Here is a 14,421-nt window from a genome sequence, read left to right as displayed (position 1 = left end):
GGCGATTAAACCCCTCCCTGCCACTACACCTTTCCATCTCACCCCTCCCAAGGGAGGGAAATATTCTTCTACGAGTGTCCTAAGACCTACTTACAATATTTCTTCGCTTCTTCAACAGCGGCTTTAGAACCTAAAGACACGGCCTTTTTAAAATCGGCACAGGCACCTGTAACATCTTTTGTGTTGATGCGTGCTTGTCCGCGTAAATAGTAGATCTCGTCGTTATTTGGTTCCAGCTTTAGGGCGTAGTTAAAGTCGGCATTCATACGGTCGGTATTGGCCAGATAGCTTTGCGCCAGGCCACGATATGCGAAAACAACCGTGTTGTCAAGGTCAATAAATAAAACGCTGCTGTAATCGTCTACAGCGCCCTGGTAGTTCTTCATAGCCATACGTACTTTAGCTCGTATCAGATACGGCTCTTCATTGCCCTCGTTAGTCTTAATGGCTTTACTAATATCAGCTAATGCACCAGTATAATCTTTTAGATCAAGATTAGCACTGGCCCGGTTGCTGTAAGCGTCAACAGATGCGGTATCCAGCTTTAAAGCGGCATTATAATCTAAAATAGCACCATTGGCATCACCAAGGCTTTGTTTTGCCGCGCCACGCCCTACATAAAAAGTCGAGACCTTTGGATTCTTTGTGATCAGCGCATTTAGTATCGGTAAACTCTCACCATCGAAACGGGCCTTCATCATCGATCTTACCATCCGTATGTAAAAGCCGTCGTCGCTGGTGCCCGTATCTGCCATCTTTTTAAAATCGGCTAAGGCACCTACCCTATCACCGGCCTTTAAGCGGATATTGGCACGCCTTAAACGGGTCTCCACATTACCGGCCTGTATCTCTAACGATTGGGTATAGTTTTTAAGCGCTGTGGCGTAATCTTTACGATCAGTTGCTATATTGCCTAACACAACATACGAATAGTCGTTATAGGGGTTCATTTTAATGCCCAGGTTAAGGTCGGTTAATGCTGTTGCGGTATCTTTCAGTTCCAGTTTGGCCCTTGCACGGGTAATATAGGCATAGCTATTCTTAGCATCCAGCTCAATGGCTTTATCAGCGTCTTGTTTTGATTCGTCGTAATTTTTAGCGCTAAGCTTTAAATCGGCGCGATTCTGGTAGGCTTCCGAGCTTGGTTTTAAATCAATCGACTTATCAAAATCAGTCATTGCCCCTTCTCTATCATCCAGGTTATATCTCACAATGCCGTCAAACAGGTATAGTTCGGCATTATTAGGGTCTCGTTTTATAGCCTGGCCGAAATATTCCAGCGCACTTTTTTTGTCGTTATTATTGCTTAAAGCGTTGGCCAGATACCGGTACAGGTTTGGCATTTTAGGGTTAAGTGTAATCACCTTTTTATAATCGGCAATGGCCGCATTATAATTCTTTAAATTACCATATGCGTTACCGCGATAAAAGAAAGCTTCGGCATTTTTAGTGTTCATGTTGGTGGCAGCAGTATAATCTGCGATGGCACCTTTAAAATCACCTACGTTGCCCTTTGCATTGGCCCGATAAAATATCAAGTCGGCGTTTTTAGGGTCGAGGCCTGCTGCAATGTTGTAATCTTCAATAGCGCCTTCGTTATCTTTTAAATTGCTTTTGGCCACACCTCGATACTCGTAAAGCGATGGGTCTTTAGGATTCAAAGCAATAGCTTTGGTAAAATCTTCAACAGCTCCGGCGTGGTCGCCTAAACCTGCTTTTGCATTTGCCCGGTAGTGGTACATATCAGCATTTGGTGCCAGGGCAATTGCTTTGGTTATATCTGTTATGGCATCGGCAAATTTTTGCTGCGCGTTGTTTGCGTTACCGCGATAAAAATAAGCGAAGGGGTTTTTAGGGTCAAGCTCAATGGCGCGGTCATAATCCTGTATGGCCATTGGGTAATCTTTAATATCGTTATAAGCATTGGCCCGGTAAAAGTATGTCCGTCCGTTCTTGCTATCCAGCTGTATGGCTTTTGTAAAATCGGCAATGGCGGCATTATAGTTCTTTTGCCCTGCTTTTGCGTTGCCGCTTTGTATAAAAGTTTCGGCCGTTTGCGCAGCACAGCAAAAAGGTAAAAGAAAAAATATGATGAATAATCTGGCCATAAAATCTATCTGAAGGGCTTATACAAGAATGCTACGGATGCGGTGGTACCGTCGCCGGTATTGCGGCCATTTATAAAGTGCCCGCCTGTTAAGAAGGTTGAGAACCGCTTGTTAAAGGTATAGCCATAGGTTAACGAAGCCTGGTTAAACGCGAAGTTTTTATTAGTTGCCTGTATGGGCGAAAACTTCGTAAAGCTACTGGCCGAATAAAACCCGCCTACCGATACCGATACCTGGTGCCTGAATTTCCTATCCAGCGTTAAACCGAATGAGCCATTATACCTGTCCTGTATAGGCCCTTCGGAACCAAAATACTGGCGTACGCCATTCTCCAGCGTAAAATAGCAGTTTTTGCCCAACACCTTACCACTGCCTGCGAAGGCCAGTTTTAACTCGGCACCCTGCTCGCGATAACCTAAGCTTGGATTGGTGTATAGCGGGGTTACGTAGGTACCCTGTATGGTAAAATAATAGGTGTAGTTGATGTTGGCAAGGTAATAGCGTACCCCCACTTCCAGATCAGTAAGTCCCGAGCTTACGGTTTTGGAGTTATTATCCTCGTAGGTGTTTCTTACATAAGGCAGCAACCCAATCAGTGTAAACCGCCGGCTTAAGCCGTATTCGGCGTATAACGAAAACCCTAACGACTGGAACTGGCCGCCATTAGCAAACTGGTTTTTACGGCGTAAAGAGTCCCAGCTTCTATCAGCATAAAAATAACTGAATGAAGGTGAAAGCAACAACCTTTTTGGCCGTACAGGGAAGCCACCCGCATGGCTGCTGTTTGGCGCCAGCATCATAAAGCTGATGGCTATTAGTAAATACTTTAAGTAAGTTTTAATCATTCTATTTTGTTAAAATAATCCAAAATAATCGCGCATCCATCTACCCTCAAGATTTTTGTAAGCCTGTGATATCTCATGCCCAAGATCTTTAAATACCATTATACGTTTTTTGCCGGGTACAATGTTAAAGGTAGCATACTCATTTGCAGGTGGTGCATATGGGTCTAACAAACCTATCCCCATTATCATGGGGCATGTAATACCTGCTGCAAAATTCTTCCCGTCGTAATAGTTTAGGTTGCCTACCACTTTCCGGTAAGTAAGCCCGGGTTGGGTTGTAATGTATTTTTTAATATCGTTTATAGGCCAGGTTACCTCGCCATTCAGGTTATTCACATCGCACAGTATGGGGTTTTGTGCCGAGCACAGGTTCACCCTTTTATCTAAACCCGCCGTAGCCAGCGCTAAATAGCCACCCATACTCCCGCCCGATACCAATATATTATCGTGCTTAAGGTTTGGCTGCGAATAAACAAAATCTATCCCACGGATACAATCCATTATCACACCGCGCATAACATATTGGTCGCGGTCTTCTATATGGAAAAAAATAAACTCATCGCGGCGGGTATCTATTGGCCCACGACTGTTGCCCTGCCCCCGTACGTTTAAGGTTATAATGGCCAGGTCTTCATCTAAACCCGTTATAGGCATCAGGTTTACCTGGTAGCCGGGCAAACCCAGCAGCACCGAAAACTTATGATCCTTGTTTTTATTGATAGGCACCGTCATCCACCCTTTTATGGTGTAGTTATCCAGCGACTTCATTTCTATCAGGTACACCGTACGGTTATCGGTATTCATTTTTGGCATTGGGGTAACCTTAAACTGGGGTTTTACCTGCGCCAGCTCGTCTTTGGCTTTTTGCCAAAAGGCATCAAAATCTGCCGGTTTAGCATACTGCGAGCGGATCTCTTCGGGTTGGATACCAAAGGCACGGCGGGTGGTATCGTCATAATCAGATACGTTCACCATAAAATCTACCTTGTAAAAACCGGATTTAAGGGCAGGCAGGTCAAAATTGAACTTCTCGGAACCCTTCTTCCCTATTTTAGCGTTTTGCGTACCCGAACCCATCTTTTTGCCACGCTGGGTAATAATGTACGATACCGTACCTGTTTGTACAGCATCAGTAGGGTTTTTTACTTCGAAGGTATAGTTAGCCCTGCTATCGAATATGGCGTTTTTGTTGCCCGCAGTAAGTACGGTAGATATCGCCTCCTCATCATCCTGAAAGAAAGCTGCAGCCGATACCCGTTGCAGGCCTGCGGTAGTAATTAAGCAAAGTAGTATAAAAAGTATCTTAGTTGATCTGTTTAGCATAATTAGTAATTGCGGCTAAGCATTAATTGCTTCTGATTTATTTTGTGGGGTATGTACTTTGCTTTTGATCAAAAAATTCGACTTCCGGATATAATGGTTCAAAGGCTCCTCTATCAGCTTAAACAATAGGATAGATACCCCGTTGAGGATGATAAAAGCATACAACACGTTTAGGTTATCGTACTGAAATGGCGATACCCAGTCTACGCCCCATTTATCGTAAAGCGCAAAAATATCATCGTTCCATTTGTTAAAGTAGTAATGCAGAAAATCGTACATGTACCCCAGATGGATAAGGTAAAATATATACGAGCTTTTGCCCAGCAGCTCTACAAACGGGTTAGATAATATCTTTTTTAACATCGTAGTTTCCGTCAGCAATCCATAGAAAAACAATGCGATGGATGCCGCCAGCAGGTAGTTATTGGTAAAAATGCCAAACGGATGATGCAGGCCCGCAACCTCGCCTTTGGGGATGGGCAGTACGCTCATTATCCACACGCAAACAAATATGAGCCCGAAGCCCAGATAGGTAAACTTGGTTTTGTTCTGTCCGTCCAGTTTCTGCTTACGCACAATAAGCGCCAGTTGTATCCCCGCGAAAAACTCGAAACATCTGCCCAAAAAGGTGTACAGCATCAGGAAGGTAAAGTTGCCAAAGAAACCATACCAGTTAACGTGACTAAAAACCAATACCAACGTAACCCCCGCTAAGGTGATCACCACGGGCTGAATATAGAACTTGCGGTACTTTTGCGCGAAATAAAATATGAATGGTGCCGAAAAGTAAAAGCATTCCTCCACCGTTAAGCTCCAGCCCTGGGCAATGCCCGTAAACTTTAGCTGATCAAAAAAGCCCCTTACAAACGTGATATGCATCAAAAATAACCCTATGGGGTTGGCAAAGCCGTTGGTTACCTTTTGATCGTGCGTGAAATAGTAGGAAACAAATGCCCCAAGGGTAAGCAAAAAGTACATGGGGTAAATACGTGCCACCCTGTTTTTAAGGTACTGGCGAAACCAGTCGCCGGTTAACTTAAAGCTGTCAAAATATCTGAAGGCAATTAAAAAACCCGACAATACAAAGAAAATGGTAACCCCAATATGGAATTCGGTTAGAAAACGTTGCACAGCACGGGGAAAATTTTCATCAAACGCGTAGGCGTAATGCGATATAAATACCAGGAATGCCGCCAGGGCACGCACCCCTGTAAGCGCCGGAATATAATTTTGTAAAGGTTTCTGCACCGAAACTGATAGTTAATTTTTATTTCTACGGATAATTATACGCAATAGTTGTGCAAACCAAGTACCAAGAAGAAGCCCCCTCTAAATCTCCCCCGAAAGGGGAGACTTTCAAAATCTTAAAGCCCTCCCTTTCGGGGAGGGTTTGGGTGGGGCTATTAATTATAAAGCGCTTCCCTGCACTACACCGCGGCTAAGTATGCGTTGGTCAATGTAGTATTGGATCTCGCTTTTTTTGAGCCCCCAGTTTGGGGCTATGAGCAAGTCGCGGTCGCTTAGGCCGAAGAGGCGCTGGATGATGATATCCGGGCGAACCCTTGGCAGCAGCTCGCACAAAAAATCGGCGTACTCATCAATGCCGAACAGCTTGAAAGGTTCGCGTTTGTATTTAACCCCCATAACGCTGCCCTCTACAATGTGCAGGTGATGAAACTTTACAAATTTTATTTGCGCGTGGCGGTTTATCTCGTCGGCATATTTAAGCATCATATCGTGCGTTTCCCAGGGGAAACCAAATATGGTATGCACACAAACATCCAGTTTGGTATTTTCGGTAAGCTTAAGGGCTTTCAGTAACTCATCGTGACTACAGCCTCTATTGATCTGGTTCAGCGTATCGTCGTAAATGCTTTCCATGCCCATTTCCAGGTCAACGTCAAAGCGGTCGGTATAGCTTTCCAGCAGGGCAATTTTTTCGGCGTCGATGCAGTCGGGGCGGGTACCAACGCTAAGGCCCACAATATCCTCGGTGCCGTAGCTAAGGGCCTCGTCGTACATCATTTTTAGGTAATGCGTGGGCGCGTAAGTATTGGTATTGGGCTGAAAGTAAATAATAAACTTATCGGCCTTGTTACCCTTGCGGGCACGCTCCATACCCTCCATAACCTGTTGCTTAACGGTTGGCGCATTACGGCTAACGCTTGGCGTAAACGAATCTACATTGCAGTACGTACAGCCGCCATAGCCCTTGCTGCCATCACGGTTGGGGCAGGTAAAGCCACCATCAACAATCACCTTAAACACCCGGTGACCCTTGTATTTCTCTTTAAGCCAGGGCCCGTAGTTGTTATACCCCTTCTCCCACGGCGATTCTACCTGTTGTATTGTTGATTCCACTGATTGCATTGCCGCAAAGATACGGAATTTGTCCATAGTCGATAGTCCATGGTCCATGGTAGCTATTTGAATGTGTAATGACGCAATAGTTCCCCTCTTGACAGGGGTTAGGGGTGTGTTAATGAATGTGCAGATGTTTCTGTCATGGTGAGCCTGTCGAACCACATAGCCGATAGATCATTCGACCAACTACCCATGACAATTGTTAGTAAATGGCCGGAGAAGTGTTCACGTTCACGGCCGTGAACACCATCGTGAACGCATAAATAACTGATAATAAGCAGTTTTAAAAATAGGCTACTGACAAAACAACGCCACCATTAAATCCAAACCCGGCACAGGGAAACATGCAAATAATATAGTCGGTCGCGCTGCCTGACCCCGCAAAGATCTGTTATTGCACCTTCAAAGGCCACGGGATTTGATAACTCAGGATGACATTGGTGTCCTCGCTTTTTTCCACCATAAAAACGCCTTTTTTCGCCCTTTTTGGGGGCGGAGATGAGGTGGTTTCGTGGGGTGCGGCAGCACCTCTGTTAGCTACGGAAAACAGCGCCCTGTTCCACTTTTTGTAAAGTGGAACGGGAATGGAACACGCCTTTTTTCGCAATATAGGGAAAGGTACTGACGTGGATTTGTGGGTTGCGGTAGCCCCGCTATCCGCTCATACGCCCGCAGGCCTTACGCGCGGCTGTCACACTGAGCCCCGTCGAAGTGCCGGTATACGCTGCTATCGGGTTTAGGTACTTCCGTCATGCCGAATTATTTCGGCACCTCATATGCAACGTAGCCGACCTACCCCATAGGATCCTGAAACAAGTTCAGGTTGACGGCAGTTAAATAACCCACCCTGTCATTTCGAACGAGGTACGAGGAGAAATCTTTTACACGGGATAGGTAGTGGACTTGTTTAAACGCTTTTCATTAACATCCAACGTTTGCGTTGGCGGAGGTGCGTTAATAAGAAATATTACGAATCCTTGTTTGGTTTTTTAGTTTTATATTTTTCCATTAATTTCCCTTTATCTTCTTTTGAGTACCCTTTTGCTTTTATTAAGATATCACCAATCATATTCAAATATTTCAAATCTGAATCAGGGTCTTTTGAACGAATATTATAATAGTTCATAATCTTAATAAAGCTCATATCTAAAATATATTTTTTATTAGTACTCTTAATGTACTCATCTAAAACATCAAAATAATTTTGCCCCCTAACATCTGCATATAAAAAAACAGATAAAAACTTTTCGAATTCAGAAATGGTTTCATTTGATTTGTCTTCTTGAATTTTTCGGTAAAGTGTTTGGGATAATTTTTGTGTACCCATGTTATCATTCATGAGAGTTTCATGATACCAAGGTAAAAATTGCAAAATTTGAATTTGCTCTTCCTTTTCTTTTTCGGGTACAAGTTTTTTTTCAATCAATTGAGAAACAAAAATCTTATAAAATATAGCAAAATATACAGAATTATCTAAAATGTATTTTAATGAGTTAAGTTTAAGGTTTTGTTCTTCTACCTCTTCGCTATTTTTCAAGACCTTTAATGATAGTATAAAGCTTTTGGCTATTGCCTCTGGAGCTGAATCCTTGCCTTTTTTCTGAATGCCACTTTCCGCTTTTTGTGAAAGTAGTTTTGCGTCATCCATATCTATTAAATCCTCTTCCGTCGCTTTATAATCCGATACAAGACTTGTAACATCATTTTTAGGTATTTTAATTTGAGAGACAGATTGCTTAAAAAAATCATCAAGTGAATGACCTAATGCCTGAATTTTCTCTTTTGTCTCTTTAAACGCAATATTAGATCTATTCACAATTAATTTTAAAATATCTGCGTCATCACGATTTAAACCAGTAAAATAGTCGATTTCATTTATGTATTTAAGATAATTATTTTCATCCAAGACTTCTTCTTTAAATTTGGAATCGTACCCCATTTTTTTAACCAAAAAATATTCTAAGAAGCAGGTGAATCGAAAGCGAATAAAATTGTCGTCTTTAACGAAGATTCCACATTCAATTAATTCGTTTAAAATTTTCTCAACGTTATAAGAAAAATCTTTCTTTTTTAAATAGAAACTAATAAATTGAAAAACATTTGCATGTGTATCAGAATAATTTTCGCCGTCTTCTTTTAACATCTTATAGGCTATTTCTGAGAGAAGGCGAACTTTATTTTGATAGTCAAAGGTTTCTGAGAGGATTCCAGTTTTAGAGTGTTTATTTAATAATTTTTCTATAAAATTCTCAATTAATGTTGAATTGTTTATTGGTTTATAATTTTGTTGCTTCTCTATAATCCAAAGGAACATTGAAACAGTAAATGGAGTTCGAGGTAAAGAAAGAGATAAAAAGCCATTTATTAGAGTTTCAACTTTCTGGGGTTTATCGATAAGATTTTTATCTTTAAACCATTTTGTGGTGAGATCTCTTATTTGCTTAGATTGGAAATCTTTTATAGTAACTGTATTGAATTTAAATTTATCTAATGATGTATAATGCTCTGGGATTTCATTGCCATACAAAATGGTATATGTTGCAATAATTTTGAGGTTGGGAAACTCATCGGTTAAATCAAATAATTGTTTAATTTTTACTAAATCCACAAATTCATTTGAAGTCTTTAAATTATCAACCAATAATAATATAGGATGAGTTGATAATATAGCTTTAGTGGCTTCTTTTGAAACCAATAAATAATCTCGAATATTTGAAACTAAATCTGAAGCTATTTTAGAGAATTCGATATAGACGGGAATATAAGTTACATTGTTTAAAGGATTTAGACACTCGCAAATAAGTTTATCAAGCAAAATTGTTTTTCCTGATTCCTTTGTGCCAAACAATAAATAATTTTCTTTATTGTTTATAATACTAAGTATATCCTCAATTGTTTCTTCTTTATCACTATTTATAGAAGCCTTTAGTGTCAATTTTGGCTGAACAAATAATTCCATTAAACTTTTTGGAGCATCTGTATCCGTACTATATGTAAGCATATGCATATCCATTTTACAGACATGCTCTTCATTAATAGTCTTAATTAAATTTTGCCTTTCAATCTCCTTTTCAATTGCTTCTGATTTTGGTAGATCAATGGCCCAAATGCCTTCTTTCCCTAAAGATGTATTCAAATTAAATTCCGGATTTGGGAAATTATATGAGTAGAACTTTATTGACATTTTTGCGTCTAAAAAATTCAAATCAATTATTGAAAATCCATTTGAATATTTTTTAGAATCAGTATCAACATTTACAGATAATGTACCAGGCGCTATTAATGTCAATAGTTTACCTTGTGGCTCAATAACATATTTATTACTTGCGCTGTGTACATGTCCACATAGTAACATATCAAATTCGGATTGTAATAATTTTTCGCTGAGTAATTTATCAGTATCAGTTAGTTGATCGATAAAATGGTGAATAACAGCAATCTTGTAATCGCAATCTTTTATATACTTGATGCCATTAATTAATTGATCCTCGCCAATCAATAGGTTTCCTTTATCATTATCACCAAAGCATCTCCATGACGAATTAAAAGCAATTATTCCAATTTTTCTGTTATCAATTTTATATTTAAAGCCAGACTCAAAATACGAAACAACCAAGTTTTCGGAAGGTGTATATAATACATCTAAAAAGTCCTTATAAGGTACAATTCTTTTAACACCAGACATATCACCACCATTACGAATATCCCTAATGAAACTATTCACCTTGCTTGTAGATGTTAATGTGTTCAAACAGCCACTTTCTGTTATTTCCGAATCAAGGTTTCGGACAATGTCGTGGTTACCTGGACAAATAATAAATTTATCATCTCCAAGGTTTAGTTTATGACAAACCTTTCTTATAACATTATCATAAAAAGACATAAAGGCTTCTTCAGCTGATTTAAACGATCTTCCTCCTTGATCAATTAAATCACCAGAAAATACTACCAAATCAATTGGTTGATCATTGTTTAAAGTATTTAATGATTGTAAAAATGGCTCAATTGTGAATAATCCATCTTTTAATAATGTATTGTTATTAAGATGAAAGTCAGAAAAATGCAGTAATCTCATTTTAGATAATTAGCTTAGGTGGCAAGGCTATAAATATATTGTTATATTATAATTAACACAACCGTATAAATACCTGTTTTTCAATTAACTACCAGTTAACCCACACCCCTAAACCCGATAGCAGCGTATACCTCGTATAGCGGATAGCGGGGCTACCTCAACCCAAGCACCACTGCCTTTGCTTTTCTATGGTTCATTAGTTCAGTGGTTCATTAGTTTATTGGGATGCACGTCTGTGATACGGGCGAACCATTAGAGGCTTAACGGCTGCTGCCCGCTATTATAACCGGCCTCGGTGTGGGGCGGCGCAAAAGGTAACTGAAGGTGCTGCCATCTGCCTGGAAAGCGTTTACAAATACCCATCCCTGGTTGGCCATGTAGTTTAGGGCGTCGGCAAGGCTGTTAAATTTAATTTCTTTGCCGTCGGTATCGCGCAGTCGGTTGTCGCCGGTTGGGTCTTGTCCGTAATCAACTTCGAGGCTTATTTTGGTTGCGAAAAGGCCGCGTGAGGGGTTTACTACACAGTATTTTTCGGCAGGCACATAGCTGGTGTTATTGGTTAGCGCGGTGCTGTCGGTTTGTGCAAAGCTGAAGTAAGGCAGCGCAAACAGGGCGGTCAGCAAGATTAGTTTTCTCATGGTGATATGGTGTGTTTTTAGATATCGGTATGACGGGTTTGAGCCGGCAAGGTTTAATGGGGGTTTTGTAGTGATTTTGTTGCATTGTTGGGTGGTGAGGCCCTCGCTGCCTTTGCGAACGTTAGTGCCTTGTTAGGGAGTGGTTGTGCTTGCTGTTTGGCCTGTGGATGTTCATTTCTTTTCTCTCAAAAGAAACGAACCAAAGAAAAGTCGCGGCTGCGTCGTGTCGCTATTAAAGGTTCTGCTGTGGCAGGGTCTGTGCTACCGCAACACGCCAATGCCGCATCAGGTAACTAACGTTCCGTTTGTGGGGACTGGGGTGGTGGTGAAGTGGGGTGGTGAAACCCCTCCCTGCCTTCGCGCTCCTGGTTCGACAAGCTCACCATAACAGCCGCACCCCGCTAAACTTATCGAAGAGCGGGGGGCCGACAAAAAACCGGGGCCGATGGGTAAAGGCCTGTGCGGGGAAGGATTTTTTTGTCTTGATTTTTTGTTACTTTTTCATCAAGGAAAAAGTAAGAGCCTCCGCGGCTATGAGCAGACTAACGTTCATTAAAAGCACAAACCTTTTACAGTGCCCTGTTAGGAAGTGGTAGTACTTGCTGTTTGGCCTGTGGTTGTCACTTTCTTTTCTCCCAAAAGAAAGTAACCAAAGAAAAGTCGCGGCTGCGTCGTGTCGCTATTAAAGGTTGTGCTGTGGAAGGGCTTGTGCTACCCGCAACACGCCAATGCCGCATTTAGGTAGCTAACGTTCTGCTTGTGGGGGCTTGGAGTGGCGGTGAAGTTGGGCGGTGAAGTTGGGCGGTGAAACCCCTCCCTGCCTTTGTGCGCAGTGGCAGCCGCGCCCCTCCCGTGGGAGGGAATGGAACGCTAACCTTTTCGAAGAGCGCGGGGGTATTCTGAATGCGTTGGCCTGTCATAGCGGCGGGCCGGGTGTATGGCGGGAATGACGGTTTAGCTTTTTCGAGTGATGCGAGCGCAGCGAGACATCCAGAAAAAGCGTTAAGAACCGGCAGGGCGGGTGGAAGCATCGCTATGACTTGATTTTTTGCTTCTTTTGTATCAAGACAAAAGAAGGAGCCTCCGCGGCGACGAGCGGCGAAATTAATAGCGGTGCCGATACATTGCCTACTTACTGCTCGAACAAGATTTCTCCTCGTACCTCGTTCGAAATGACATGGTGGTGAGGCGGGCGACGAGCGGCGGAATTAATAGCGCACACTTAGCATGAGAGGTGCCGAAATAAATTCGGCATGACGGGTTGGTGGGAGGCATGGTGTAAAAGATTTCTCCTCGTACCCCGTTTGAAATGACATGGTGCGTATTAAAAAAATACTCCATCTTAGCTAAAAATACCCAATTGGTTACCCAGGCACTTATCTTACCATTTTTTTGGCTGTTGGCCTTCGTATTTATTACCGGCGTTGGTTTGGCCTGTATGCCTTTTGGCAAACAAAAGGGCGTGCTGGCCGGCAGCCTGTTCACCGGGTTTTGGTACGGACTTGGCATCACCATCCTGTTTTTACAAGTATGGAACTTGTTTTTACCCGTTAACAGCCTGGCGTGGTTATGCCTGTTGCCGGTGGCTGCTTATGGGGTTTGGGGCTTAAGGCATTGGCGGTCGGGCTTTGGCAAACCGGGGTTGCTTGCGGGCGTGTTGTGGGTGGTCATCTTCCTGTTCCTAATTTTAAGCAATTTGGATAACAGCTATATTTTTGATACGCTGGTTTACCATTTCTACACCATTAAGTGGCTGGGCAGTTACCCTGTAACACCGGGCATGGGCAATGTATTTACCTATTTGGGGCTTAACCAGTCGTACTTTTTATACCCAGCGTTTTTAGATGCCCTATGGGGACATTACCGCGGTGCCTGTGCTGCCAATGGCTTACTGGCTTTGGTTATATGCACCGAAATTGTGTACCGAAACGCCGCCTGCCTGCAGGGTAAACAAAAGCTGAGCTTTTATGCGCTGTTCCAACTGTTGTTTTTGCCGTTGTGTATCAACATCGGCGTGCAAAACCTAAGCAGCCCTACGCCCGATGTATTCATTAACCTACTCACCTTTAAACTCATCTCGGATATTATTGCCTGTATCGAAAGCAAAAAGATAACCTTCGGGGATATATTTTTGCTGGCCTTTTACTGCCTGCTGGGCATTGTAATGAAGTTTAGCTTTATTGGCGTTGCCCTGGGCGCCGCCGTGGTGCTGATATGGCTGCTGGTTGCAAACAAGCTTTACAAAGCGGGCAGCATATTAACAGCGCTTGCATTTGGCCTGTTTTTATTGGTGCCATGGGTGATAAGGGGCGGTATCTCCAGCGGATATATCGCTTTCCCCGTAACCATGTTCCCGCTACCGGTCGACTGGAAAATGCCCGCCAGAGAGTTGGAGCTTTTTATGGCCTATGTAAAAGGTTTTGCCCGTACCCACCTGCACGGGCAGCCAGGTATTGATGCCGCCTACACCTACACGTGGATACCCGGCTGGATAAAAAGGATGGCCACTACCTTTGGCTTTATGGTGCCGCTGCTGTTGGCGATAGGGGTTGGTATAATACTGCGCATTAAACGGATAAACGCCGCCAAACTATATTATGTACTGACACCGCTGTTTATCGCCATTGTTTTTTGGCTGGTAACCGCGCCCGATATCCGCTTCGCGGTGTTTACCTTTTGGGCGCTTGGGTTGGCGCCGCTGGCTTATCTTATTAGCAATACCAATGTTAAGTACACCAGGTTTTTCCCGGCCTTTATTTCGGTTTGCTGTTTACTTATCATCATTCGTAATTTTAATACAGATATTACCCCGCTGGGGGATGTGCGGCCTATAAAAAGCAACGTGTTTGTAACCAGATCGGGCTTAAAAATAAACGTGGTGGTAAACAGCGCCACATCTGATAACTGGGACATAGGCGACTGCACCATCCCTTGCTCGGTGCATCCCGATAGCTCGTTAACCCTGCGTGGCAGCACTATTAAGGATGGCTTTAAATTAGCGCATCCTGCTAAAAACAACGAGCCACCGGCACATTAAAAAACTATGCATGCATAGTTCTGCAAATTGA

The 14,421-nt window shown here is 42.7% G+C and carries 8 protein-coding genes; 1 reads left to right on the top strand and 7 read right to left on the bottom strand.

The window, feature by feature from the left end; all coding sequences use genetic code 11:
• Nucleotides 1–86: 86 nt before the first annotated feature.
• The 7 genes from NPE20_RS18090 to NPE20_RS18060 all read right to left on the bottom strand — a co-directional run bounded on the left by NPE20_RS18090 (nucleotide 87) and on the right by NPE20_RS18060 (nucleotide 11,353).
• The gene (locus NPE20_RS18090) at nucleotides 87–2,108 is read right to left on the bottom strand and encodes a tetratricopeptide repeat protein (RefSeq protein ID WP_256540100.1); all 2,022 of its coding nucleotides are present in this window, start codon (nucleotides 2,106–2,108) and stop codon (nucleotides 87–89) included.
• A 5-nt stretch (nucleotides 2,109–2,113) separates the two neighbouring features.
• Entirely contained in the window at nucleotides 2,114–2,953 is an 840-nt protein-coding gene (locus NPE20_RS18085; RefSeq protein WP_256540099.1) for a hypothetical protein, read from the bottom strand.
• 9 nt (nucleotides 2,954–2,962) lie between these two features.
• The gene (locus NPE20_RS18080; protein ID WP_256540098.1) at nucleotides 2,963–4,276 is read right to left on the bottom strand and encodes an acetylxylan esterase; all 1,314 of its coding nucleotides are present in this window, start codon (nucleotides 4,274–4,276) and stop codon (nucleotides 2,963–2,965) included.
• A gap of 15 nt (nucleotides 4,277–4,291) precedes the next feature.
• Nucleotides 4,292–5,524 carry an acyltransferase family protein gene (locus NPE20_RS18075; RefSeq protein ID WP_256540097.1) on the bottom strand — a complete coding sequence of 411 codons (1,233 nt, stop codon included), beginning with the start codon at nucleotides 5,522–5,524 and terminating at the stop codon, nucleotides 4,292–4,294.
• A gap of 159 nt (nucleotides 5,525–5,683) precedes the next feature.
• Nucleotides 5,684–6,646 carry a tRNA modification radical SAM protein MnmL/YtqA gene (mnmL, locus tag NPE20_RS18070; protein WP_256540096.1) on the bottom strand — a complete coding sequence of 321 codons (963 nt, stop codon included), beginning with the start codon at nucleotides 6,644–6,646 and terminating at the stop codon, nucleotides 5,684–5,686.
• 961 nt (nucleotides 6,647–7,607) lie between these two features.
• Nucleotides 7,608–10,715, bottom strand: a complete 3,108-nt coding sequence (locus NPE20_RS18065; RefSeq protein ID WP_256540095.1) for a metallophosphoesterase — start codon at nucleotides 10,713–10,715, stop codon at nucleotides 7,608–7,610.
• 260 nt (nucleotides 10,716–10,975) lie between these two features.
• Complete coding sequence (locus NPE20_RS18060) at nucleotides 10,976–11,353, bottom strand: hypothetical protein (RefSeq protein ID WP_256540094.1); 378 nt, start codon at nucleotides 11,351–11,353, stop codon at nucleotides 10,976–10,978.
• A 1,309-nt stretch (nucleotides 11,354–12,662) separates the two neighbouring features.
• On the opposite strand from NPE20_RS18060, the gene NPE20_RS18055 reads away from it, so the two are divergent.
• The gene (locus tag NPE20_RS18055; protein WP_256540093.1) at nucleotides 12,663–14,390 is read left to right on the top strand and encodes an LIC_10190 family membrane protein; all 1,728 of its coding nucleotides are present in this window, start codon (nucleotides 12,663–12,665) and stop codon (nucleotides 14,388–14,390) included.
• Nucleotides 14,391–14,421: the final 31 nt, after the last annotated feature.

The sequence above is a fragment of the Mucilaginibacter aquariorum genome (assembly GCF_024498135.1).
Classification (GTDB): Bacteria; Bacteroidota; Bacteroidia; order Sphingobacteriales; family Sphingobacteriaceae; genus Mucilaginibacter; species Mucilaginibacter aquariorum.
This window is presented reverse-complemented; position numbering and strand designations above follow the sequence as displayed.

What these genes read in the sequence shown, in the direction of transcription:
- NPE20_RS18060 (WP_256540094.1), bottom strand. Translation starts at nt 11,353, where the DNA reads ATGAGAAAACTAATCTTGCTGACCGCCCTGTTTGCGCTGCCTTACTTC.
- NPE20_RS18055 (WP_256540093.1), top strand. Translation starts at nt 12,663, where the DNA reads ATGACATGGTGCGTATTAAAAAAATACTCCATCTTAGCTAAAAATACC.
- NPE20_RS18065 (WP_256540095.1), bottom strand. Translation starts at nt 10,715, where the DNA reads ATGAGATTACTGCATTTTTCTGACTTTCATCTTAATAACAATACATTA.
- NPE20_RS18080 (WP_256540098.1), bottom strand. Translation starts at nt 4,276, where the DNA reads ATGCTAAACAGATCAACTAAGATACTTTTTATACTACTTTGCTTAATT.
- mnmL (WP_256540096.1), bottom strand. Translation starts at nt 6,646, where the DNA reads ATGCAATCAGTGGAATCAACAATACAACAGGTAGAATCGCCGTGGGAG.
- NPE20_RS18090 (WP_256540100.1), bottom strand. Translation starts at nt 2,108, where the DNA reads ATGGCCAGATTATTCATCATATTTTTTCTTTTACCTTTTTGCTGTGCT.
- NPE20_RS18085 (WP_256540099.1), bottom strand. Translation starts at nt 2,953, where the DNA reads ATGATTAAAACTTACTTAAAGTATTTACTAATAGCCATCAGCTTTATG.